Origin of the sequence: Catellatospora sp. KI3, assembly GCF_029948125.1 — a bacterium.
Lineage (GTDB): Bacteria > Actinomycetota > Actinomycetes > Mycobacteriales > Micromonosporaceae > Catellatospora.
Window position 1 is genome coordinate 109416 of record NZ_JASAMB010000017.1, and the last position, 22287, is coordinate 131702.

21 protein-coding genes are annotated in these 22287 nt (G+C 72.3%); 7 read left to right on the forward strand and 14 right to left on the reverse strand.

Translation table 11 applies throughout. The features are described from left to right. Positions 1-26 precede the first annotated feature (26 nt). The 7 genes from QEZ54_RS24975 to QEZ54_RS25005 all read right to left on the reverse strand — a co-directional run bounded on the left by QEZ54_RS24975 (position 27) and on the right by QEZ54_RS25005 (position 9120). Entirely contained in the window at positions 27-2429 is a 2403-nt protein-coding gene (locus QEZ54_RS24975; protein ID WP_281307141.1) for a hypothetical protein, read from the reverse strand. A gap of 261 nt (positions 2430-2690) precedes the next feature. Continuing rightward, positions 2691-2828 (reverse strand): hypothetical protein, encoded by a 138-nt coding sequence (locus QEZ54_RS24980; RefSeq protein ID WP_281307142.1) that lies wholly within the window; start codon positions 2826-2828, stop codon positions 2691-2693. Positions 2829-2969: 141 nt separating this feature from the next. Further along, positions 2970-4580 (reverse strand): ABC transporter permease, encoded by a 1611-nt coding sequence (locus QEZ54_RS24985; protein ID WP_281307143.1) that lies wholly within the window; start codon positions 4578-4580, stop codon positions 2970-2972. Next, positions 4571-5326: an ABC transporter ATP-binding protein gene (locus tag QEZ54_RS24990; protein ID WP_281307144.1), complete on the reverse strand. Its 756-nt coding sequence runs from the start codon at positions 5324-5326 to the stop codon at positions 4571-4573. Before QEZ54_RS24990 ends, QEZ54_RS24985 begins: the two co-directional genes overlap by 10 nt. Before the next feature lie 69 nt (positions 5327-5395). Next, complete coding sequence (locus tag QEZ54_RS24995) at positions 5396-7207, reverse strand: DUF4173 domain-containing protein (RefSeq protein WP_281307145.1); 1812 nt, start codon at positions 7205-7207, stop codon at positions 5396-5398. A 93-nt stretch (positions 7208-7300) separates the two neighbouring features. After that, positions 7301-8446: a HAMP domain-containing sensor histidine kinase gene (locus tag QEZ54_RS25000; protein ID WP_281307146.1), complete on the reverse strand. Its 1146-nt coding sequence runs from the start codon at positions 8444-8446 to the stop codon at positions 7301-7303. After that, positions 8443-9120, reverse strand: coding sequence for a response regulator transcription factor (locus QEZ54_RS25005; RefSeq protein ID WP_281307147.1), 678 nt, complete (start codon positions 9118-9120; stop codon positions 8443-8445). The genes QEZ54_RS25000 and QEZ54_RS25005 overlap by 4 nt, the downstream gene beginning before the upstream one ends. A 183-nt stretch (positions 9121-9303) precedes the next feature. Here QEZ54_RS25005 and QEZ54_RS25010 point away from each other — a divergent pair, with 183 nt between their 5' ends. After that, complete coding sequence (locus QEZ54_RS25010; RefSeq protein WP_281307148.1) at positions 9304-9861, forward strand: Uma2 family endonuclease; 558 nt, start codon at positions 9304-9306, stop codon at positions 9859-9861. A 66-nt stretch (positions 9862-9927) separates the two neighbouring features. On the opposite strand, the gene QEZ54_RS25015 is transcribed toward QEZ54_RS25010, so the two are convergent. Both QEZ54_RS25015 and QEZ54_RS25020 read right to left on the reverse strand, forming a co-directional pair. Continuing rightward, positions 9928-11472 carry a sugar transferase gene (locus QEZ54_RS25015; protein WP_281307221.1) on the reverse strand — a complete coding sequence of 515 codons (1545 nt, stop codon included), beginning with the start codon at positions 11470-11472 and terminating at the stop codon, positions 9928-9930. Between the two features lie 218 nt (positions 11473-11690). Beyond that, complete coding sequence (locus QEZ54_RS25020) at positions 11691-12545, reverse strand: DNA-formamidopyrimidine glycosylase family protein (protein WP_281307149.1); 855 nt, start codon at positions 12543-12545, stop codon at positions 11691-11693. A gap of 29 nt (positions 12546-12574) precedes the next feature. Here QEZ54_RS25020 and QEZ54_RS25025 point away from each other — a divergent pair, with 29 nt between their 5' ends. After that, the gene (locus QEZ54_RS25025; protein ID WP_281307222.1) at positions 12575-13729 is read left to right on the forward strand and encodes a glycosyltransferase family 4 protein; all 1155 of its coding nucleotides are present in this window, start codon (positions 12575-12577) and stop codon (positions 13727-13729) included. Between the two features lie 44 nt (positions 13730-13773). Here QEZ54_RS25025 and QEZ54_RS25030 read toward each other — a convergent pair whose 3' ends face one another. From QEZ54_RS25030 to QEZ54_RS25045, 4 genes are all read right to left on the reverse strand, one after another. Continuing rightward, positions 13774-13947: a hypothetical protein gene (locus QEZ54_RS25030; protein ID WP_281307150.1), complete on the reverse strand. Its 174-nt coding sequence runs from the start codon at positions 13945-13947 to the stop codon at positions 13774-13776. Positions 13948-14009: 62 nt separating this feature from the next. Beyond that, positions 14010-14705 carry a CDP-alcohol phosphatidyltransferase family protein gene (locus QEZ54_RS25035; RefSeq protein ID WP_281307151.1) on the reverse strand — a complete coding sequence of 232 codons (696 nt, stop codon included), beginning with the start codon at positions 14703-14705 and terminating at the stop codon, positions 14010-14012. Beyond that, entirely contained in the window at positions 14692-15762 is a 1071-nt protein-coding gene (locus QEZ54_RS25040; RefSeq protein WP_281307152.1) for an iron-containing alcohol dehydrogenase family protein, read from the reverse strand. Before QEZ54_RS25040 ends, QEZ54_RS25035 begins: the two co-directional genes overlap by 14 nt. Continuing rightward, on the reverse strand, positions 15750-16499 hold the full coding sequence (locus QEZ54_RS25045; RefSeq protein ID WP_281307153.1) for a phosphocholine cytidylyltransferase family protein: 750 nt from the start codon (positions 16497-16499) through the stop codon (positions 15750-15752). Before QEZ54_RS25045 ends, QEZ54_RS25040 begins: the two co-directional genes overlap by 13 nt. Before the next feature lie 199 nt (positions 16500-16698). Here QEZ54_RS25045 and QEZ54_RS25050 point away from each other — a divergent pair, with 199 nt between their 5' ends. From QEZ54_RS25050 to corA, 3 genes are all read left to right on the forward strand, one after another. Continuing rightward, positions 16699-17097 (forward strand): CBS domain-containing protein, encoded by a 399-nt coding sequence (locus tag QEZ54_RS25050; protein ID WP_281307223.1) that lies wholly within the window; start codon positions 16699-16701, stop codon positions 17095-17097. An 81-nt stretch (positions 17098-17178) separates the two neighbouring features. Continuing rightward, complete coding sequence (locus QEZ54_RS25055) at positions 17179-18291, forward strand: PLP-dependent aminotransferase family protein (RefSeq protein WP_281307154.1); 1113 nt, start codon at positions 17179-17181, stop codon at positions 18289-18291. A 449-nt stretch (positions 18292-18740) separates the two neighbouring features. Then, entirely contained in the window at positions 18741-19889 is a 1149-nt protein-coding gene (gene corA / locus QEZ54_RS25060) for a magnesium/cobalt transporter CorA (protein ID WP_281307224.1), read from the forward strand. A 44-nt stretch (positions 19890-19933) separates the two neighbouring features. On the opposite strand, the gene QEZ54_RS25065 is transcribed toward corA, so the two are convergent. Then, positions 19934-20605, reverse strand: coding sequence for a hypothetical protein (locus tag QEZ54_RS25065; protein WP_281307155.1), 672 nt, complete (start codon positions 20603-20605; stop codon positions 19934-19936). Between the two features lie 226 nt (positions 20606-20831). Between QEZ54_RS25065 and QEZ54_RS25070 the strand changes: the two genes are divergently transcribed. Together QEZ54_RS25070 and QEZ54_RS25075 are read left to right on the forward strand one after the other, a co-directional pair. Further along, positions 20832-21347: a peptidylprolyl isomerase gene (locus tag QEZ54_RS25070; protein ID WP_281307156.1), complete on the forward strand. Its 516-nt coding sequence runs from the start codon at positions 20832-20834 to the stop codon at positions 21345-21347. A gap of 10 nt (positions 21348-21357) precedes the next feature. Beyond that, positions 21358-22287 carry a rhomboid family intramembrane serine protease gene (locus tag QEZ54_RS25075; RefSeq protein ID WP_281307157.1) on the forward strand — a complete coding sequence of 310 codons (930 nt, stop codon included), beginning with the start codon at positions 21358-21360 and terminating at the stop codon, positions 22285-22287.

Genomic DNA, 22287 nt, shown 5'->3' on the forward strand with positions numbered 1-22287 from the left:
TCGGTGCTTACGAAGCAGTGCTGTGACTAGGGCGTGGGCTCCGTCGACGGGGCGGCGGAGGGCGCGGTGCCGGTGCCCGCCGTGCCGGGTGCGAGGCAGAGGACCTTGCTACCCACGGTCACGTGCGGCTGCTGCTTGTCGGGGCACTGGTCGACGGCGTCGGTCACCGACACCACCGAGAACGCGCCCTCGTCCCCGCACGCGGCGGCGACCGCGGCGTTGCCGCTCTGCTTGAGGCAGTCGCCGACGCCGAAGGTGTCCGAGCCGTCGTCCGACATCAGCTTCTGTACGCCGATGAGCAGCCCGAACGCGACAGTCAGCAGCAGTACGCAGCCGATGACGACACCGATGATCAGTCGGCCGCTGCGCACCGGCTTCGGCTCGATCGCCCCGGTCTCGTCCGGCTTGAACTTGTCGAACTTGGCCTGGTCGCCACCGGGCGGCGGCGGCGAGTCCACCGGCGGGCGCTGCCCGGGCACCAGGCCGACCGGGCCCTGGTTGCTGGGCTGCGGCCACTGCTGCTGCGGCTTGGCCTGGGCGACCGGCGCGGACGTCTGGGCGGGGGCCGGACCACCGGGGTAGTACTGCGGACCCGGCGGCGGCGCGGGCGGCGCGGCCACCGGCGGCTGCAGCAGGTCGCCGTAGGCGGGCTGACGTCCGCCGCGGGCCGGTGCGACCGGCGCGGCCTCAGCGGCCTGCGGCGGCACCGGGGCGGGCGGCGGCGGCGACTGCGGCGCGGTCTGCACGGGCGGCGCCTGCTCGGCGGGCTGCGCCGGACGGGCGCCGTAGACGGTGGAGGAGCGCGCGATCGGCGGTGCCGCGTGCGGCTCGGCCGGGGCGACCTGGGGGGCGGAGACCGACGCGCGGGCGGTGGCCCGGGCGGCGCCCTGCGCGGGCACGGCGGCGGCACCGCTCGCGGCCTGTGGCGGCACCGGGGCGGCCGCGGTCGGGGGTGCTGCGGCCGGAGCCGGAGCCGGTTCGGCCTCGACGGGCGGCGTCACCGAAGCCGAGCCGTACACGCGCGGCGGCGGCTTGGGCAGCGACACGTTCTCCTCGGGCGCGATGCGGCTGCTCACGGGCACCGCGGCGCTCGCGGTCCCCACGCTGGCCGAACCGACGCCGGCCGAACCGACACTCGCGGAGCCGACACTCGCGGAGCCGACACTCGCGGAGCCGACGCTGGCCGTGCCGACGCTGGCCCGGGCCACCGACGGGGGCGGCGTGACCGGGATGGCGGCCGCCGGCGGCGTGCTGACCGGAGTGGACGCGGCGGGCGGGGTGCTCACCGGCGTCGAGTACGCGGGCGGGGTGCTCGCCGGACGGGCCTCGTACGACGGCGGAGCACTGGCTGGCCGCGACTCGTAGGCGGGCGGGGTGCTGGCGGGGCGGGCCTCGTACGCGGGCGGGGTGCTCGCCGGGCGGGCCTCGTACGCGGGCTCGGGGTCCATCAGCGCGGCGACCGCGGGCGGCGGGGTCCACGGGCCGCTCGGCGCGGCGGGCTTCGGGCTGTCCCCGGCCGCGAACGCGGCCCACGAGGCCGAGCCCGTCGGCTCCGGTGCCGCCGGCTCGGGCTGCGCGACGGCGCTCGGCTCGGGCTGCGAGAAGTCGGAGTAGTCGGGCCACTGCTGCTCGGCGCGGGCGGGCTCGGCCGGCGGCGCGCTCCACGGCCGCTCGGCGGGCGCGGCGTTCCACGCGGGTTCGGCGGGTGCGGCGGCGGCCTGCCACTGGTCGGCCGACGGCGTCTGCCACGACGGCTCGGCCGGGGCCTGCCAGGCGGGCTCGGCGGCGGGCGCGGCCGGGGCGGCGTTCCAGGCCGGTTCCGCGGGGGCGGCGTTCCAGGCGGGCTCGGCCGGAGCGGGCGTCCACTGCGGCTCGGCCGGGGCGGGGGCCCACTGCGGCTCGGCGGGGGCGGCGTTCCACGCGGGCTCGGCCGGGGTCTGCCAGGACGGGGTCTCGGCGGGCGTCTGCCACGACTGCTCGGCTGCCGGGGTCTGCCAGGACGGCTGCTCGGCCTGCGGGGTCTGCCACGCGGGCTCGGCCGGGGCCGGGGTCCACTGCGGCTCGGCGGGCGCGGACTGCCAGGACGGCTCCGCGGGTTCGGCCGGGGGCGCCACGAACGGCTCGTGTGCGGCGAACGCCGAGGACATCTCGTGGCGTACGCCGGGGATCGGGACCACGGCCGGGGCGGGCACGTACGGCTGGGGCTCCTCGGCGGCGGGCGCGGAGGCGGCCGGGTCGGCCGGGAATCCGGCGAACGAGGACGGGGCGGCCGAGTCCGGCGGGAAGTCCGACTGGGCCTGGCTGCCGTACGGGGTGAAGACCGGGAACTCCTCGGGTGCCGGCGGCGCCTCGAACAGCCCGTATCCACCCTGCCGTTCGTTCGCGTCAGCCGGCGGCCAGCCGGACTGCTGCGATCCCTCGGACGTCATATGCGCACGCCTCCCTCTCCGATGCCACCCCTCCAGGCGACAGCGCGGGAGTTGCGCAGCGTCACGCGGCCGAGGGGTGGCGGCCGTGCCCACCGTACCGGTCCCGCCGCCCGACCGGAATACGGGTGGCCCCGCCGCCGATGTGACCGGTCCCTATGGCCGATCGCCCGCTACCGGTATGGACGGGCCCCGAACGCGCTGCAGCCCCGCGCGGCTCGGGGCCGGCGGGGCTGCAACGGTTTTGGAGGAGGAGAAAGTCGCTCAGCGCATGAAGACGCTGGTGATGGGGTCGCGCATCGCACCGGCGGCGCGGCTGCGCTGCGCACGCTCGCGGTGGGCGCGCTCGAGGTGGATCTGCTCGGCGCTGCGGGTCTTCCGCATCTTGTCCATGATGCTCATGCCGACTATTACATCGCATCGTCCCCATCAGTTCCACCGATTATTCGGTGTGCTCAGACACATTCCGAAGAATCTAAAGTCAACTGCCCGACAGAGCTTCGCTCATCCACCACTTACCGTCAGTCACCGCTGCACGGTCGGTCACCGTTTCGGGGTCACCATGGCGAGCAGCTCCGGCTGCCGCCGGTCCAGGGCGTCACCGGCGGTGAGCGCACCGAGCCAGGCCGCGCCCAGGCCGTACGCCAGCCCGACGGGCAGCGCCAGCGCCGAGCCGACCGGGCCGCCGAACGCCGCCAGCAGGAACACCGGCGCGGCCAGCACCGGACCGGCGATCATCGCGGCCATGGCGAGCAGGCTCTTGGCCACGCCGGTGCCGGTGTTGATGGCGAACGGGTTCTGCGTCTCCGGCAGCGCGTAGGCGCCCCACACCGACAGGTGCAGGCAGCAGGCCAGGCCGGTGCCGTACGCGGCCAGCGGCACCCCGAGCACCGCGGGCAGCTCGGCCGGGTGCCCGCGCAGCACCACCGTCAGCGCGACGACGCTGAGCAGCACCGGCAGCACCAGCCACGAATACGCCATGGCCCGCGCGCGCAGCTCCAGCCGCCCCGGGATGCCGGCGACCACCTGCGCCGCGTACGCGCTGCCGTCGTACCCGAACTGGTTGGCGATGCCGACGGAGGCGAGCGTGCCGACGCCGACCATGGTCAGCAGCTGCACGGCCATCGGCAGCTGCTTGTCTCCGGCGGCGGGGCCGACGTTGAGCATCACCGGCAGGAAGATGCCGACCACCGCGAAGGTGATCAGGCTGGCCCGGCGGCGCGCGTCGCGCAGCCAGTACCGCAGTTCCCGCACCAGCATCGCGCCGTACGCGGTGCGCGGTGCGCGGCTGCGCCGGAAGAACCTGGCCGTCGGGCTGCCCGCGCGTGCCGGACCGGTGCCGCTGCCGCCGCCGTCGCCGGCCGAACCGACCATGGCCGACTCCAGCGACGTGCTCCACCACCACGCCAGCAGCACGATCACGGCGGCCGTCAGCGCCAGCCGCCCCGCGACCGCGGCCCAGTCGCCCGCCACCGCGTCCTGGCCGACCACGTACGGCGCGCCGAAGGGCGTCCAGCCGAGCACCCGCGCGATCGACTCCAGGCGGTCCATGCCGACGGACTGGGCCCCGGAGTTGATCGCGTACTGGATCGGGCCGAGCGAGGCGGCCAGCACGGCCAGCACCACCGCAGCCAGGTCACGGGTGCGCCGGGCACGCAGGGCCCGGGCGAAGCCGCTGGTCACCGCGCGGCTCATCAGCACGCACAGCACCAGCCCGAGCAGCACGCCGACGGCACCGACCGCACCGGCCGCCGGGCCGCCCTCGATCGCCGCGCCGACCGCCAGGCCGGAGGTGGCCAGCAGCGTCGCGGCGGCGGGCACGCCGATGAGCGCGCCGACCAGCAGCCCGCGCAGCAGCACCAGCTTCGGGATCGGCAGCAGCGCGAACCGGGCCGGGTCCAGGGTCTCGTCGACGCCGAACCACACCAGCGGCATGAGCAGCCAGGCCAGCGCCAGCAGCGTCCCGCCGTACGCGGGCGCCAGCGCCAGGCCGTCGTGCCCGGCCGTCATCGCGGCCAGGAACAGCAGGAACGCCAGCGCGCCGTAGAACAGGGCACCGAGCAGGCCGAGCACGAACATGAGGATCTTCGCGGGTCGGCCGCGGAAGCCGTTGCGCAGCGTACGCAGCTTGAGCTTGGCGAAGGTCAGAGCCATGACAGCTCCGAGCCGGTCGCCGTACGCCCGCCGACGATCTCGACGAAGGCCTCCTCGAGCGTGCGCTCGCCGCGCACCTCGTCGAGCGTGCCCACGGTGCGGATGCGGCCCGCGGCCATCACCGCCACGTGGCTGCACAGCCGCTCCACCACCTCCAGCACGTGACTGGAGAAGATCACCGTGCCGCCGCCAGCGACGTAGCGGGTCAGGATGTCGCGGATGGTCGCGCCGCTGACCGGGTCGACCGCCTCGAACGGTTCGTCCAGCACCAGCAGCCGGGGCGCGTGCAGCAGGGCGCAGGCCAGCGCGATCTTCTTCTTCATACCGGCCGAGTAGTCGATGACCAGGGTGCGGCCCGCGTCGGCCAGGGCGAGCACGTCCAGCAGCTCGGTGACGCGCTGGTCGATCACGTCGGGCGCCAGCCCGCGCAGCAGGCCGTGGTAGGTCAGCAGCTCGGTGCCGTCGAGCCGGTCGAACAGCCGTACGCCGTCGGGCATCACGCCGACCAGCGCCTTGGCCCGCACCGGGTCGGCCCACACGTCATGGCCGAGCACCAGCGCCCGGCCCGCGTCGGGCCGCAGCAGGCCGACCGCCATCGACAGGGTGGTGGTCTTGCCCGCGCCGTTCGGCCCGAGCAGGCCGAAGAAAGAGCCCGCCGGGACGGCCAGGTCCACGCCGTCCACAGCGAGCTTGGTGTCGAACTTCTTCACGAGCCCCTGAAGGGCGAAGGCGGCATCGGCTGTCACCCGACCGACTGTAGACGCCCGTCCACAGGGGCAGAGTTCTGCGCCGATGCCGCCTTACGCAGTGACCGGTCAGTCCCGCGCGGACTCGTTCTGCCGGTCCGCGACCGCGCACGTCTTGACGGTCGGCCGCGGCTGGACACCGGCCAGCAGGTCCCGCGCCTGGGCCCGGCTGAGGTTCCAGGAGTACCAGGTCTCCGGGTTGTCCCGCAGCTCCCGGTCCATCCAGCTCAGGGCGCAGCTGCGGTACGGCTCCTCCAGCTTCTCCAGGGCCGGGGCCGCGTCCGGGCCGAGCGCCCGCAGGTACCAGAAGTCGATCTTCTGGACCCGCTCGACGTTCTGCTCGGCGATGAAGTGCTCCGGGTTGGCCACGGCCAGGCCCAGCAGCAGCGCCGCGAACCCGGCCACGGCCGCGCGGGGGAACCAGGTCGCCCGCAGCTTCCAGCCGGCCAGCGCCACCAGCACGAACACCCCGCCGAGGTACAGCTCGACCGAGCCGAAGAACAGCCGCTCGCGGGTCCAGCCGTAGGTGTTCTGGTACAGCCACATGCGCCACACCGCCGAGCCGACGATCACCATGCTCAGCACGACCAGCAGGCCGAGCAGCGAGCGCAGCAGCGTCCGGTCGGAGCTGGTCTCCTTCGGCGCCCACCGCGACACCAGCCCGATGACAACCAGCGTCAGCAGCGTCACCACCAGCAGCTGGCCGAAGCCGCGCACCGCGTACTGCGAGTAGGTCAGGCCGGTGGTCTGCTTGATGTACTCGGCGTCGCCGAAGAAGTTGCGCACCTGCAGCGCCACGAACGCGGTGAACAGCAGCACCAGGCCGCCCAGTGGCAGCGCGAGCTCGATCCGCCCGATCCGGCGGGTCGACTGCCGCTCCATGCCGGACAGGTCCGGCGGCGCCAGCACGGTGAAGATCGCACCGGCCGTGACCAGGCCGCCGATCGTGGTGTAGATCAGCCCGCGGGCGATGGTACGGCCGTTGAGCTCCGGCAGCAGGTCGCCGAGCAGCTTCGCGAACGAGGCGTCCGCCGAGGCGAACAGCGCGCCGAAGACCACCAGCAGCACCACGGTGACCAGCAGCGACAGCGCGATCCGGCCGAACGTGCCGCCCCTCTCCCGCGCCCGGTGCCAGTTGGCCAGGCCGCGGCCGAGCCACGGGATCGCCCGCAGCGCCGCGATCGGGACCGCGATCCCACCGAACAGCACCGCGCGCACCGACCGGCCGCCCGCCACCGCGAGCGAGCCGCAGGCCACCGCGCCCAGCGCGCAGAACACGAACAGCCACTCCGCGGCGCGGAACGTGCCCACCGCCAGCAGCGCGATCGCGACGACGCCCCAGCCGATCCGGGCGAGGCGCTCCAGCCTGCTGTCCGGCTTCACACCGAAGCGGGCCGCGTGCACGACCGCGCCGGCTATCACCAGGCCGACGAGCAGCCAGCCCAGACCCGGCCGGCTCAGCGGCAGCATGATCGCCGTGGCCAGGCCGCCGATCAGGGCGGCGATCCAGGCCGCCGGGCCGCCCGCGTAGTCGGGCCCCTTCCAGCGGGACTCGATGAACCCCGGCGGCGGCGGGGGCAGCGGGCTGAACCGCGTCATGTCCGCCGGATACTGCTGCTGCGGCACCGTCGCGGCGGGCGCGGCCGGCACCGTGGCCGGGGTCGTCGCCGCGGCGGCAGTGTCGCCGGCGGCCGGGGGCGTCGCCGCCGAGGAGTCGGCGGCCGCCGGGCCGTCCGGGGCGGTCCAGGCGCTCGCCTCAGCCGCCGGGTTCTCCGCCGCGGGGCTCGTCGTCGGCGAGGTCTCCGCAGCCGGGGTCGCCGCCGCGGCAGGCTCCGCCGACGCGGACGGCGGTGGGGAGCTGTCTTCGTTGGGGGTGGACATCATGGCCTCCAGGCTCGGCTGGCTTGCGCTGCGGAACGACGGACGGACCGGGGATCGACGCGGTGGGCGGCCGGGGGGCCGCTCACCGGCGGCTCACCGCTGACCGTGGGGAAGGGTGATGCGTACGCGGCAGCCGACGCCCGCCGGGGGGTCGACGATCGCGATGGTGCCGTGGTGCAGCTCGACCGCCCAGCGGGCGATGGCCAGGCCGAGGCCGGTGCCACCGTCGCTGCGGGCGGTCTGGGCGGGCCGGGACCCGCGCCGGTCGGTGTCGGCGGCCGGGGACATCGCCCCGGGCCGGGACACCTTGGTGGTGAAACGCTCGAAGACCCGCTCCCGGTGGGCCGGTGCGATACCGATCCCCTGGTCGAGCACTTCGAAGACGGTGGTCGCGCCCTCGGGCCGGGCGCTGACGGTGACCAGGCCCCACGGAGGGCTGTGCCGGGCGGCGTTCTCCAGCAGGTTCGCGAACACCTGGTGCAGCCGGGCCGGGTCGGCGCTGATCGTGTGCGCCACCACGCCGTCCAGCCGGAACCGGGTCTTCGGCGAGTTCAGCCCCGCCTCCTCCACCACCGTGGCCAGGAACTCGGCGACCGGCACCGGCACCCGCTGCAGCGCCGCCGCGCCCGCGTCGACCTTCGACAGGTCGAGCAGCTCGGTGACCAGGCGGCTGAGCCGCTGCGTCTGCGCCAGCGCGGTACGCAGCGTGGCCGGGTCGGCGGTGCTCACCCCGTCGACCATGTTCTCCAGCACGCCCTGCAGGGCGGTGATCGGCGTACGCAGCTCATGCGACACGTTCGCGATCAGCTCGCGCCGCTGCTGGTCGTTGGCGGCCAGGTCGGCGGCCATCAGGTTGAACGCACGGGCCAGCGTGCCGACCTCGTCGCGGCTGGTGGCGCGCACCCGGCGGCTGTAGTCGCCGCGCGCCATCGACCTGGCCGCGGCCGTCATCTCGCGCAGCGGCTTGGTCATCCCGTGCGCGAGCACCTGCAGCGTGATCACCCCGACCATCGCCGCCGAGATCGCGGTGCGCCACGGGATGCCGCCCAGCGAGAAGTAGAAGACGCTCAGGCCGGTCGCGCCGGAGATGCCCAGCAGGATGCCGAGCTTCAGCTTGATCGAGCGGAACGGGTCCAGCGGCCGGGGCAGCCGGTCCAGCGCCCGGTTGGAGAACACGATCAGCGGGCCGAGCAGCCAGTACATCGGCTTGGTCAGCCAGTCGAGGATCCGCTCGATCATCCGTGCTCGGCTTCCAGCGCGTACCCGACGCCGTGCACGGTCCGGATCAGGTCCGCACCGATCTTGCGCCGCAGGGCCTTGATGTGTGAATCGACGGTACGGGTCCCGAAGCCCTCGGCCCAGCCCCAGATCTCGGCCAGCAGCCGCTCGCGGGGCAGCACCGCCCGGTGCCGCTCGGCCAGGTACACCAGCAGGTCGTACTCGGTCGGGGTGAGGTGGGCCTCGACGCCGTCGCGGCGGACCCGGCGCTCGGTGCGGTTGATCTCCAGCGGGCCGAGCCTGATCGGCGCCTCGGGGGCGGTGGTGCGCTCGCTGCGGCGCAGCAGCGCGTGCACCCGCGCCGCCAGCACCCGCAGCGAGAACGGCTTGGTCAGGTAGTCGTCGGCGCCCACCGCCAGCCCGACCAGCAGGTCGTTCTCGTCGTCGCGGGCGGTCAGCATCAGCACCGGCACCGGGCGCTGGGCGTGGATGCGCCGGCACACCTCCAGCCCGTCGAAGCCGGGCAGCATCAGATCGAGCACCACCAGGTCGGGCCGCAGCCGCGCCGCCGCCTCGACCGCGGCCGGGCCGGTGCCCGCGTGGTCGACGGCGAACCCTTCGGCCCGCAGCCGGGCGATCACCGACCCGGCGATGGTGGGGTCGTCCTCGACTACCAGGACGCGACGCTCGTTCATGTCACGGGACTGTAGCCGTCACCTGTGCAGACCCTCAGCCCCCGATGTGAAGAACTTGTGCGCGAGGCAAGGAAGGGCCCCTTCTTATCGCTTTCCGTAGGGGAAGGGCACCTTCTTAACGGCCTGTGGATGAGGCACCCTGGAGATGTCAGACGGCTTCGATAGGTATCCGGGGTGACAACGATGACCCATCCACTGCTCCGGCCCCAGCCGCTGCGCGCCTGGCAGTTCGAGGACCTCCTCGACACTCCCGACGACGGCTACCGGTACGAGATCTTCGACGGGAGCCTGATCGTGACCCCACCACCCCCGATGCCGCACGCCAACGTCGTGTACCGGCTGCGCCGGCAGCTTGAACGTCAGGCGACGGATGAGCTGGTGATATGCGAGAACGTAGGCGTGCTGCGTCGAGACGGTACGTCGTACTTCATTCCTGATCTGTCCGTGTTCTCAGGCGGGCTGTTGGAGAGCTCGCTGCCCGCGCTGCCGCCGACTGAGGCGAAGCTCGTCATCGAGGTGGTGTCCCCCAGTAACCCCGGCAACGACCTCGTCCTCAAGCGCTACGGCTACGCCGTGGCCGGTGTCCCGCAGTACTGGATCGTCGACGTTCGCACCCAGGAGGTACTGGTGCTGACGCAGCCGGGGCCGATGGGCTACCTGACCGAGCAGAAGCACTCGGGCGTCCTGCGCGGGAGCGACCCGTTCCCGTTCGAGCTGAACCTGGCCGAGGTCTTCGGCTGAGAGCCGGGCAGAAGTCGAACAGCCGAACACCCCTCGGAGTGTCCGGCTGTTCGACTTCTCAAAGGATCAGTAAGCGCCCTTGCGCTTGAGGACGACGCCGACCGTGCGCCACAGGATGGACAGGTCGTAGGCCAGGGACCAGTTGTCGACGTAGTAGAGGTCGAGGCGGACCGCCTCGTCCCAGCTGAGGTCGGAGCGGCCGGAGACCTGCCACAGGCCGGTCATGCCCGGGCGCACCAGCAGCCGCCGCCGCACGTCGCCGAGGTAGTCGCCGTCGTCGGCGGGCAGCGGACGCGGCCCGACCAGCGACATCTCGCCCTTCAGCACGTTGATCAGCTGAGGCAGTTCGTCCAGGGAGCTGGCCCGCAGGAACCGGCCGACCGGCGTCACCCGGGGGTCGTCGCGGATCTTGAACAGCATGCCGTCGCCCTCGTTCTGGGCCTCCAGCTTGCTCTTGCGCTCCTCCGCGTCGGTGTACATGGTCCGGAACTTCCAGACCTTGAACACCCGCCCCTCGTGCCCCACCCGCAGCTGGCGGAAGAACGCCGGGCCGCGGTCGGTGAGCGAGATGGCCAGCGAGATCACTACCAGGATCGGCGTGAGCAGCAGCAGGCCGAGCGCGGCCGCGACGCGGTCCAGCAGGTTCTTGGCCAGCCAGGCGACGCCGGAGAGCTTCGGCTCCTCCACGTGCAGCAGCGGCAGGCCCTCGATCGGCCGGATGTGCACGCGCGGGCCGGCGATGTCGGTGAGCTGCGGCGCGACCACCAGGTCGATGCCGGTGCCCTCCAGCTGCCAGGCCAGGCGGCGCAGCTCGTCTGGCTCGGCCCCGGCCGAACCGCACACCGCGATGGTGTCGGCGCGCAGCTCGTGCACGAGGTCGACCAGGTCGCGGCCGTAGTGCACCGGCACCGGAGCCTGCGCCCGCCGGGAGGCGGGCAGGTGCTCGGACAGGTGGATCGCGACCGGCACCAGCCCGGCCTTCGGGCTGCGCGAGACGACCTTGTATACGAACAGGGTCTCCGGCAGCGAGCCCACCAGCAGCATCCGGTACGTGGCCAGGCGGCCGCGGCGGCGGATCATGTACAGCGCGCGCCGGGCCATCAGCCGCAGCACGAAGACGTACGCCATCGCGCCGAGCACGACGACGCCGACGGTGCCGCGGGACAGGTCCTTCTGGAACGCGAACGCCAGGAACGACACGGTCGCGCCCACCGCGATGGTGGTCCGGAACACCCGCTTGAACTCGTCGGTGCCCAGGCCGATGACGCGTCTGTCGTAGGCCCCGTTGGCCCACAGCAGCAGCAGCCACATGACCGGCAGCGCGAGGTAGGCGACCGCCTGGAAGAAGTTGGTGCGCCCGTCGAAGCCGGAGGTGACGCGCTGGGCCTCGAACCAGGAGATGGCCGTGTAGCTGGCCAGGACGGCGCACAGGAAGTCGCCGAAGACCAGGCACATGATGTATGGCCGGTGCCATCTGGCGCGCCGGGCCGTGGGCCGGGCGAAGGCGGTGCGGGCCACACCGTTGGTCTTGGGGGTCGGGGGGAGTTCGTAGCGGTCGGCCACGTAGTCCGGGACGTTCGACCTAGTGGACGCCCTGCTCGGGTGCTTCAGGCTCGTCGTCACCTCACCTGGGTCCTCCCGTGCGTCACGTTCCTGCCCGGCGGAACCGGCCAGTGCTGCAGCCTGCGGCGTTGAACGTGCGGCAGGACGGGGTTCGCCCACAACGTTCAGTCTCGCATGGTTTGTCCGGGGGGCACGGTGACACCGTGTGCAGATGCATCCGAACACCCCAGGACCGGGACACTATACGAAGTCGGCTCTCGGTGACACTAGCGCAAGAGCTTGGAAAGTCTCCGGTCCGCGAGCGGCTTTCCGCCGGTCTGGCACGTCGGGCAGTACTGCAGACTCGAGTCCGCGAACGAGACTTCCCTGATCAGGTCGCCGCAGACCGGGCATTTCTGCCCCGCCCGCCCGTGCACCCGCAGCCCTGCCCGCTTCTCCGCCTTCAGGGTCGCCGCCCGCTGGCCGACCGACTTGGTGACCGCCTCGGTCAGCACCTGCTGCATCGCCGCGTGCAGCGCTTCCAGCTGCGCCGGGGTCAGCTTGTCGGCCCGCGCGAACGGCGACAGCTTCGCGGTGTGCAGGATCTCGTCGGAGTACGCGTTGCCGACGCCCGCCAGGACCTGCTGGTCGCGCAGCACGCCCTTGATCTGCGAGTTGCGGCCCTTGAGCACGTCGGCGAGCCCGGCCAGGTCCAGGCTGAGCGCGTCCGGGCCCAGCCGCGCCACGCCGGGCACCTGCGCCACGTCGGTCACCAGGTACGCGGCGAGCTTCTTCTGCGTACCGGCCTCGGTCAGGTCGAAGCCCGACCCGTCGCCCAGCCGCACCCGCAGCGCGATCGGGCCCTTGCCCGGCTTCAGCAGCGTGTCGGGCAGCTCGTCGCGGTAGTGCAGCCAGCCCGCGCGGGCCAGGTGCACCACCAGGTGCAGCTCGCCGGCCTGGAGGTCCAGGAACTTGCCGTGCCGGGCCGCGCCGGTGAGGGTGCGCCCGTGCAGGGCCGACAGGGGCGGGTCGAACGTCTTCAGGGCGCTGATCGCCGACACGTCGACCCGCTCGACGCGCTGACCCACGGCCCGCTCGCGCAGATACGCGGCGAGGGCCTCCACCTCAGGCAACTCCGGCACGACCGTAACGCTACCGTTCACCCATGGCGTTGAAAGTCGTCGTCGCGCACAACCGGTACCGCTCCGAGCTGCCCTCGGGTGAGAACGTCATCGTCGATCAGGAGATGGCGCAGCTCACCGCGGCCGGGGTGACCGTGCTGCCGTTCCTGCGCAGCTCCGACGACATCCCGTCGCTGCCCGCCGCGAGCAAGGCGCTGCTGCCGCTGTCGCCGATCTGGGCGCCGGGCGCCCAGCGAGACCTCGCCCGGCTGCTGCAGGCCGAGCGGCCCGACGTGCTGCACCTGCACAACCCGTACCCGCTGCTGTCGCCCTGGGTGGTGCGCACCGCGCACGCGCACGGCGTCCCCGTGGTGCAGACCGTGCACAACTTCCGCCAGGTGTGCGCGCCCGGCCTGTACTTCCGCGACGGCAAGGCCTGCTACGAGTGCCGGGGCAAGGCGTTCGCGCTGCCCGCGATCAAGCACCGCTGCTACCGCGACTCCGCCGCGCAGAGCGTGATCATGGCGACGGCGCTGGCGGTGCACCGCCCGACCTGGCGTTCGGTCGACCGGTACATCGCGCTCACCGACAACATCGCCGACCACCTGCGCGACTACGGCATCCCGGACGAGCACATCGTGGTCAAGCCGAACGGCGTCGACGACCCGGGCCGCCCGACGCCGCCGGGGGAGGGCGTGCTGTTCGTCGGCCGGCTCACCCCGGAGAAGGGCCTCGGCCTGCTGCTGGACGCCTGGCGGCGGCACCCGGACGGCTCGCTGGGCACGCTGCGCATCGTCGGCGACGGCGAGCTGCGCACCCTGGCCGAGCAGGCCGCGGCCGAGCGCGGCGACGTCGTGTTCCTCGGACCCCAGGACCGCGAGGGGGTACGCGCCGCGTTCCGCGCCTCGGCCCTGTTCGCCGCCCCCTCGACCTGGCACGACGTCCTTCCGACGGTCATCATCGAGGCGCTGGCCAGCGGGCGGGCCGTGATCGGCAGCGCGCTCGGCGGCATCCCGTACCTGATCGGCGACGCCGGGGTCGCGGTGGCGCCCACGGTCGACGACTGGGCCGCCGCCCTGCCCGACGCGGTCAAGCTCGCCCCGTCCCTGACCGAGGCGGCCCGCCGCCGCTACGAGCAGACCTTCCACCCGTCCGTGGTGATGGACCGCCTCCTCGCCGTCTACGAGGACCTCCGCCGCCCCTGACCCCCGCGCGGGCCGTCCGCGCAGTTTCGGGGAAACTGCGCGAATCATGGCGTGCTTTCGTGCAGTAGCGACTCCAGTTCGGTGTCCTCGCCGGCCGCGAAGTAGAAGCCGCCGGTGGCGCGGGTCAGGGCGTCGAGCAGGAAGGTCTTGCCCTGGCGCCGACGGCCGCTGACCACGCCGAACCGGACGCTGGACGCGGTGGACGCCGCGAAGCCCACTCGGGCCGGAGGGTTAAGAAGGGGCCCTTCTCCTACGGAAAGCGATAAGAAGGGGCCCTTCCTTACCCGCGGTACGCGGAGCGGGCGGTGAAGGCGATGCTGGCGAGCAGGAAGCCGAAGTTGACGACGGTGAACGCGGCCACGAACCAGATGGTCAGCGCGGGCGCGAACGCCAGCACCAGCCCCGCCACGAAGATCACCGCGCCGTAGTCGCGGACCAGCTTCACCAGCCGCACCGGCAGCGACGTCGAGGTGACCATGGACTGGGCCTTGTCGCCGGTGGCCAGGACGCTGGTCACCAGGTTGACCATCCAGGAGCCCGCGAACAGCGCGGCCAGCCACACCGGGGGCCTGGCGACCGCGACCAGTGCGGTGACCAGGCCGATCTGCGCCGCCACGTCGCACAGGATGTCGATGCGCGCCCCGGCCAGGCTGCCCTGCTTCGTCACCCGGGCCAGCTGCCCGTCGGCGCAGTCCAGCGAGTACGCCACCTGCCAGCCGACCAGCGCCAGCAGGCCCAGCACCAGCCCGCCCTGCCCGCGTACCACCAGCAGGGTCGACACGGTCAGCCCGAGCACCAGGTTGGCCAGGGTCAGCGTGGTCGGCTTGAGCCCGGTGCGCTCGGCGACCAGCGCGAACACCGCGCCGAGCCGCTGGCTGAGCGCCTCGGAGAACAGGCCGCCGCCCCGGTTCACGGCGTAGAAGTCGGCGGCGGAGGGGCGCCGCACCGGCGCCGCGTGCAGCTCAGTCGATGACATCGGCGTAGTCTCCCACCCGCGCGCGGATCTGGTCGTAGTCCAGGTTCAGGTGCTCCAGGATGGTGTACCGGTCGGGCCGGGTGCGCGGGGCGTACGCCACCGCGCGGGCGAAGTCGTCGTCGCTCAGGCCCAGGTCGGCGGGGCGGCGGGGCAGGTTGTGCCGTTTCAGGCACGCGTTGACCTCGTCGAACCGGGCCTGCTGCGCCGGGTCGGCCGCCGCCCGCAGGAACGTGCAGAACAGGGCGCCGAGGCCACACTGCTCGCCGTGCCCGCCGGTGCCGGGGTACAGGATGTCCAGCGCGTGCGAGATCTCGTGGCAGCCGCCGCTGGCGGGGCGGGACGTGCCGGCTATCGCCATGGCCAGGCCGCTGGTGATCAGGGACTCGGCCAGCACGGTCACGAAGCCGTCGTCGGTGACGTCGCCGGGGTGGCGCAGCACCGCCTCAGCGCCGGCCCGGGCCATCGCCACGGCCAGCCCGTCCACCGGCTCGCCGGTCACCTCGTGCGAGAGCTGCCAGTCGGCGATGGCGTTGATGGTGCTCAGGGTCTCGCCGACGCCCGCGCGGGTCTGCCGGTCCGGCCCCTGCTCGACGAAGTCGAGGTCGACCACGACCGCCAGCGGGATGTGCACGCCGTAGGAGCCCCGGCCGCCGTCGTGGTCGAGGGTGGCGATGGGGGAGGCGATGCCGTCGTTGGCCAGGCTGGTCGCCACGGTCACCATCGGGATGCCGTACCGGGAGGCGGCGTACTTCGTCGTGTCGATGGTCTTGCCGCCGCCGATGCCGACGACGGCGTCCAGATTGCGTCCGCGCAGCTTCTCGCCGAGCGCCAGCGCCGACTCGACCGTCCCGCCCTCGACGTGCAGCACCAGCGCACGGCCGAGGGTGGGGGCGATCAGTTCGGCGATGCGCTCGCCCTGACCCGGGCCGACCACCACCGCGACGTCGCCACCGGCCGAGATGCGCCGGTCGACCAGCAGCGGTCCCAGCGCGGCGACAGCCCCGCGGCGTACGTCGATGCTCAGCGGGGTCTGCACCGATCGGGTCAGTAGCGGCATGCGATCTCCCGGGCGCGGGCCAGGTCGTCGTGGTTGTCGACCTCGACCCACTCCACCTTGCCGATCGAGGCGCCCCGCACGGTGCCGCCACGCTCGGCCAGCTCCTGGTAGCCGTCCTCGTAGTAGAGGTTGGGGTCGCGCTCCCAGGTGGCGCGCAGCGCGTCGGCCAGCGCGTCGGCGGCCTCGGGCCGGATCAGGGTGGCCCCGATGTACTCCCCGTGCGCGGTGGCCGGGTCCATCAGCTTGGTGATCCGGGCGAGGCGGCCGTCCGTACCGAAGATGACCTTCATCTCCTCGTCGGCCAGCTTCTTCACGTCGTCGATCGCCAGCACGATGCCCGCGTCGGCGTAGGCGGCGTCGGCCGCCGCGGCCTGCAGGGTGCGCTCGATCGACACCGGGTGCACGGTGTCGCCGTTGACCAGCAGCACGCCCCGGGCGAAGTGCTCGCGCGCCAGCCACAGCGAGTACGCGTTGTTCCACTCCTCGGCCTTGTCGTTGTGCACGAGGGTGATGGTGACGCCGTACTTCTCCTGCAGGGCGGCCTGGCGGACCTCGACGGCCTCGGCCCGGTAGCCGACCACGATCACTACCTCGGTGAACCCGGCCTCCGCCAGGTTGGCCAGGGCGATGTCGAGGATCGTGATGTCCCCGTCCACCGGCACCAGGGCCTTGGGCAGCGTGTCGGTGTACGGCCGCAGTCGCCGTCCAGCGCCGGCGGCCAGCACCATGCCGATCATGGTCACTCCTTCGCAAGGGGTTAAGTCGCTGGTGAAGGCTACTGCACCGGTCGACTGGGCGATGGTGCGGACGTGGCCGGATGCACACGCCCGAAGCCATGACAAGTCTTGCGAACTGCCCGAACCAGCCCCAAGATGTCCGTACGGTGCGTTTCAATGAGGTTGCGTTCCGAAGGGGTGGTTGCAGATGACCCATGCCATGCAGGTGCGAGAGGCGATGAGCAAGCCGGTGCTGCTGGTCGGACCGCAGCACACGCTGCGGCAGGCGGCCCAGCTCATGTCGATGCGCCGCGTCGGCTCGGCGATCGTGATAGACCCCGATGGCGAGGGGCTCGGGATAATGACCGAGCGGGACATCCTCAACGCCATCGGCTCCGGGCTCGACCCGGACGTGGAGCAGTGCGCGGGCCACATCACCTGGGACGTGGTGTACGCGTCCCCCGACTGGAGCCTCGAAGAGGCCGCCATGGCGATGACCCGGGGCGGGTTCCGCCACCTGGCCGTCCTGGAGGGCGACGAGATCCTCGGCATCATCTCCGTACGGGACCTGATGCGCGTCTGGGCGCTCCGCCGCGCGGAGGCCACCGCCAACGTCTGAGCAGCGAGTTCCCCCGCCCACACGCCCACCGGCAGGTGGGTGGGGGTGTCTCGCATTTCGGGCCGATTACGCTTGGTGGCCATGACCGCCGAGCAGCTCATCTCGTTCGCCCGGGGCGCCCCGAGCCTGGACATCGTGGATGTCGAGGGCCTCAGCGCCGCCGCTGTCCGCGCCTTCGCCGCCGACCCGGCCGGCCTCACCGCGTACGGCAACTCCTACGGTTACGCACCGCTGCGTAAGTGGGTCGCCGACAAGCACGGTGTCGCCGTCGACCAGGTCCTCATCACCAACGGCTCGCTGCAGGCCGACGCCTTCCTGTTCAACCAGCTGGTCAAGCCGGGCGATCACGTGGTGGTCGAGAAGCCGACCTACGACCGGACGCTGCTCAACCTGCGCTCGCTGGGCGCCCACGTGCACCAGGTGACGGTGCGCCCCGACGGCATCGACACGGCCGAGCTGCGCGCGCTGCTGGAGTCCGGGGTGCGCCCGACGCTGGCGCACATCATCCCGAACTACCAGAACCCGGCGGGCGTGACCCTGTCGGTGGAGAAGCGCCGGGAGCTGCTCGAACTGGCCACCGAGTACGGCTTCACGATCTTCGAGGACGACCCGTACGTCGACATCCGCTTCCGCGGCGAGGCGCTGCCCTCGATGCTGTCGGAGACGAAGCTCGCCGGTGGCGGGGCCGCTGACGTGGTCGTGCACGCGAGCTCGTTCACCAAGACGGTCTGCCCCGGCGTGCGGGTGGGCTACCTGATCGGCTCGAAGCAGATCATCGACGACATCGCCCGCAACGCCACCAACCTCTACATCTCGGCGGGCCAGGTCGCGCAGGGCATCGTGTACGAGTTCTGCCGCTCGGGCGACATCGACCGCTCGGTGGCCACGGTCAGCGCGGCGCTGGCCGAGCGGGCCTCGGTGCTGGCCGAGTCGCTGCGCAAGCACATCCCGGGCGTGGAGTTCACCGAGCCCGACGGCGGCTACTTCCTCTGGATCGAGCTGCCCTCGGACGTGCACGTGGACAGGCTGCTGCCCGCGGCGGCCGAGCGCGGCGTCGCGGTGGTGAAGGGCTCCGACTTCCTCCTGGAGGGCGGCACCAGCGCTCTGCGGCTGGCGTTCAGCGCGGTCACGGTCGACCAGATCGACGAGGGCGTGCGGCGGCTGGCCGACGCCGTCGAGGCCGTACGCGGCTGACGAGTTCAAACAGCCCGGCACCCGGTCGTACCCGGGGCCGGGCTGTTTTCGTACCCATAGGTCGGTTCGCATATCCGACTGGAGTTCTGTCGTATTTCTGACATTGGCTGAGCCGTCGCGCAGGGTTCCCTCGCGCGCGTTCCGTGGCTCAGAATTCGACCGGCGCGTCGACTGCGTGCCGACAGCTTTGCCCCGCCCCCGATGAAAGAGGAACGGACACCCACCCCCCACCCCGGGTGCCGTTCCGGCGCCGGGTGGACCCGCCGCACATTCCCCCCGAACGCGGCGACACGTCCACCCGGCGCCATCGTCGTCTCCGGACCTCCGCGAGGACGCGACGCGTACCCGCACGGGCGTGTCGGCGGCCCGATGCCCCTGGCGCGTAGCCTGTCGTCGGAGTCGCCGCCGCAGCGGCGGCCGTGCGAAGGGGGCGAGCTGTGGTCGACGACATCCGGGACGAACCTGGCCGGCGAGCCTCCAACGGCGACCGGCTGACCCGCGCGTTCAGCGCCCCGGCCCGCGCCGTGAGCAGGCTGGTCTCCGGCATCGGCCTCGGCGCCGACGAGGCGTCGGCGATCCCGGCGCAGGCCGGTGCGCGCCGGGACGCCATCGTCGACTGCGCCATCTACGACAACCAGGGGCGGCGGCTGCCGTCCGGCGGGGACTACCGCGAGGCGCTGACGCAGGCCAAGCGCACGCCGGGGGCGTTCGTGTGGCTGGGGCTGCACGCACCCGACGCGGACCAGATGGCGGGCATCGCCGAGGCGTACGACCTGCACGAGCTCGCGGTCGAGGACGTGGTCAGCGCCGGGCAGCGGCCCAAGCTGGAGCAGTTCGGCGACGTGCACTTCCTCGTGCTGCGCACCGCCCGCTACGTGGAGCACCAGGAGCTGACCGAGAACTCCGAGGTCGTCGAGACCGGTCAGATCATGCTGTTCATCGGGCCGGACTTCGTCATCTCGGTGCGCCACGGCAACGCCTGCCGGCTCAAGCCCGTGCGCGAGCACCTGGAGAGCCGCCCGGAGCTGCTGCGCCAGGGCCCGTGGGCAGTGGCGTACGGCGTGCTCGACCACGTCGTCGACCTGTACGTGCTGGCCGCCGACGGCATCGGCAACGACGTGGACGTGCTCGAGGAGGCCGTGTTCTCGCGCGACTCCAGCGGCCGGATGCAGCGCATCTACCAGCTCAAGCGGGAGCTGGTGGAGTTCAAGCGCGCCGCGCTGCCGCTGCAGCGCCCGCTGCAGGCGATGCTGTCGGACACCCCGGAGATCACCAAGGAGCTGCGCAAGTACTTCCGGGACGTGCAGGACCACCTGGCCCGCGTGGTCGAGCAGGTGGGCTCGTACGACGACCTGCTGATCTCGATCATGCAGGCGCGGCTGGCCCAGGTGTCCGTCGACCAGAACAACGACATGCGCAAGATCGCCGCGTACGCCGGTATGGCCGCCGCGTGGACCGCCATCACCGGCGTCTACGGCATGAACTTCGAGTTCATGCCAGAGCTGCACATGCGCTACGGCTACCCGATCACCATGGCGTTCGCCCTGGCCGTCTCGTACGGCATCTACCGCTCGTTCCGGCGCTCCGGCTGGCTGTGACCGGGTGAGGGGGCGCGGCCCGCGCACCCCTCACCGCGCGAGCCCTACATCCGGCTGTTCTTCGAGCCCGACGAGGAGTACTTCGCGACGAAGCTGTCGGTCGCGTCGCTGGCCGACTCGGCCATGTCGTCGACCTTCGACTTCATGCCGCTGCGGCTGTCCTTGAGCGACGACGACGCCGAGTGCAGCTTGTCGGCGGTCTTGTCCATCGCCTTGCTGGCGTGGTGGGTCGCCTTGTCGATGGCCGAGTCGGCCTTGCCGGAGATCTTGTCCACCGCCGAGCGGCCCTCGCCCCGCACCGACTCCAGCGCCTGGCTCGGGTCGTACTCCGACCACTGCTGCTGCTTGCGCCGCTTCACGACCAGCGCGCCCACCGCACCCGCGGCGATGCCCGCCGCGAGCAGGCCGACGAGCATCTTGGTGTTCCTGTGCGACACCTGCGCCTCCTTCTTCCGCGCCTTGGCCTTCACCTTCTTCGCGGTGGCGGTGGCGTTCGCCGCGCCCTCCCGGTACGCCGCGATCAGCGGCGCCAGGGTGGACATCGTCGAGTCGATCCCGCCGGAAGTGGCGCGGCGCATCATTCCGGTGGTCGGGCCCATCTTGGTGCCGACACCGCCGGCGGCGTGCGTCGCCGCCTGCAGGAAATGGTCCCAGCTCTGGCCCATTTCTTCCCGCATGAGCTGCCCGCGCGTCTTGTGCGCTTTGAAACCGAGCATGATCCCCCGCCTTCCTGCCGCCCGCCCCCGCGCGCGGCAGACATTGGCCGACGGGCGCCCCCGCGCCCGCGCCGTGGTGCACAAGGCGCGCGATCGCAGTTGCGAAGGCGCGCCCCGCTCATGTCCCCGAGTGCCATCCTGCCTCGCCGGACGCCTCCGCACCACCGGAACGGGCACATGGGAGAATCTGTCGGTAACTGACCGCCGATATTTCGGGAGATGAGACGTGGCTTTCGCCGTCCTGCACACCAGCGCCGGCCCGATCCGTCTTGAGCTGTTCGAGAACCACGCGCCCAAGACCGTCCGCAACTTCGTGGAGCTCGCCGAGGGCACCCGCGAGGGCGCGAAGGACCCGCGCACCGGCGCGCCGATCAAGGGGCCGTACTACGACGGCACCCCGTTCCACCGGGTGATCGACGGCTTCATGATCCAGACTGGGGACCCGACCGGCACCGGCCGCGGCGGCCCCGGCTACACGTTCGCCGACGAGTTCCACCCGGAGCTCAGCTTCGACAAGCCGTACCTGCTGGCGATGGCGAACGCCGGACCGGGCACCAACGGGTCCCAGTTCTTCATCACCACCGGCGCCACCACCTGGCTGAACCGCAAGCACACCATCTTCGGCGTGGTGGCCGACGCCGACTCGCAGAAGACCGTCGACGCGATCTCCAGCACCGCGACCGACCCGTCGGACCGCCCGCTGGAGCCGATCATCATCGAACGAATCGAGATTGAGCGCTAGTCTCGTCCGCATGACGTCTCCCGCACCCCAGAGCGGTCAAGCCGCCGTACCAGTCTGCTACCGCCACCGGGGGCGGGAGACGCATCTCAGCTGCACCCGCTGCGGCCGCCCGATCTGCCCCGACTGCATGATCCCGGCCTCGGTCGGGCACCAGTGCCCCGACTGCGTCGCCGAGGGGCGGCGCACCCAGCGCCCGGCCCTGACCCACTTCGGCGGGTCGCAGATCGGCATGCACGGGTACGTAACCAAGGCGCTGATCGGCCTCAACGTCGGCGTGTTCGTGATCCTCGCCGCCCTCTACGGGATGGGCACGCTGACCCGCGGCTCGACCCCCGTGCACGAGTGGGGGGCGGCGCTCGGGCTCACCGTCACCAAAGCCCAGGGCGGCTACTACGAGGGCGCGCTGCCGCAGTTCGGCGAGGTGCTGACCGGCATCCACGACGGCGGCTACTACCGCCTGCTGACGGCGATGTTCCTGCACTACGGCGTGATCCACCTGGCGCTGAACATGTGGGCGCTGTGGGTGCTCGGCCGCTCGCTGGAGGCGGCCCTGGGCCCGGTCCGCTTCGGCGCGCTGTACCTGATCTGCGGCTTCGGTGGCAACGTGGCCTGCGCCCTGCTGAGCCCGTACGCGTTCTCCGCCGGTGCCTCCACCGCCATCTACGGCCTGTTCGCGGCGTACTTCTTCGTGCTGCGGCGACTGGGCCGCGACGCGATGTCGGTGCTGCCCATCATCGCGATCAACGTGGTGCTGTCGTTCTCGATCCCCGGCATCTCCTGGCAGGGCCACCTCGGCGGCCTGGTCACCGGCGCCGTCTGCGGGCTGGGCCTGGCCTACGCACCGCGCGAGAACCGCAACTTCGTCCAGGCGGTGGTGCTCGCCGGGGTGTTCGCGGTGCTGGTGGCGCTGGCGGTGTTCGTACCACCGATCGCGCAGTAA

Coding starts and splice junctions, on each gene's coding strand:
- QEZ54_RS25040 (WP_281307152.1), bottom strand. CDS start 15,762: ATGCCGCTACTGACCCGATCGGTGCAGACCCCGCTGAGCATCGACGTA.
- QEZ54_RS24985 (WP_281307143.1), bottom strand. CDS start 4,580: ATGGCTCTGACCTTCGCCAAGCTCAAGCTGCGTACGCTGCGCAACGGC.
- QEZ54_RS25045 (WP_281307153.1), bottom strand. CDS start 16,499: ATGATCGGCATGGTGCTGGCCGCCGGCGCTGGACGGCGACTGCGGCCG.
- QEZ54_RS25000 (WP_281307146.1), bottom strand. CDS start 8,446: ATGATCGAGCGGATCCTCGACTGGCTGACCAAGCCGATGTACTGGCTG.
- QEZ54_RS25010 (WP_281307148.1), top strand. CDS start 9,304: ATGACCCATCCACTGCTCCGGCCCCAGCCGCTGCGCGCCTGGCAGTTC.
- QEZ54_RS24980 (WP_281307142.1), bottom strand. CDS start 2,828: ATGAGCATCATGGACAAGATGCGGAAGACCCGCAGCGCCGAGCAGATC.
- QEZ54_RS25055 (WP_281307154.1), top strand. CDS start 17,179: ATGACCGCCGAGCAGCTCATCTCGTTCGCCCGGGGCGCCCCGAGCCTG.
- QEZ54_RS25075 (WP_281307157.1), top strand. CDS start 21,358: ATGACGTCTCCCGCACCCCAGAGCGGTCAAGCCGCCGTACCAGTCTGC.
- QEZ54_RS25050 (WP_281307223.1), top strand. CDS start 16,699: ATGCAGGTGCGAGAGGCGATGAGCAAGCCGGTGCTGCTGGTCGGACCG.
- QEZ54_RS25005 (WP_281307147.1), bottom strand. CDS start 9,120: ATGAACGAGCGTCGCGTCCTGGTAGTCGAGGACGACCCCACCATCGCC.
- QEZ54_RS24995 (WP_281307145.1), bottom strand. CDS start 7,207: ATGTCCACCCCCAACGAAGACAGCTCCCCACCGCCGTCCGCGTCGGCG.
- QEZ54_RS24975 (WP_281307141.1), bottom strand. CDS start 2,429: ATGACGTCCGAGGGATCGCAGCAGTCCGGCTGGCCGCCGGCTGACGCG.
- QEZ54_RS25035 (WP_281307151.1), bottom strand. CDS start 14,705: ATGTCATCGACTGAGCTGCACGCGGCGCCGGTGCGGCGCCCCTCCGCC.
- QEZ54_RS25065 (WP_281307155.1), bottom strand. CDS start 20,605: ATGCTCGGTTTCAAAGCGCACAAGACGCGCGGGCAGCTCATGCGGGAA.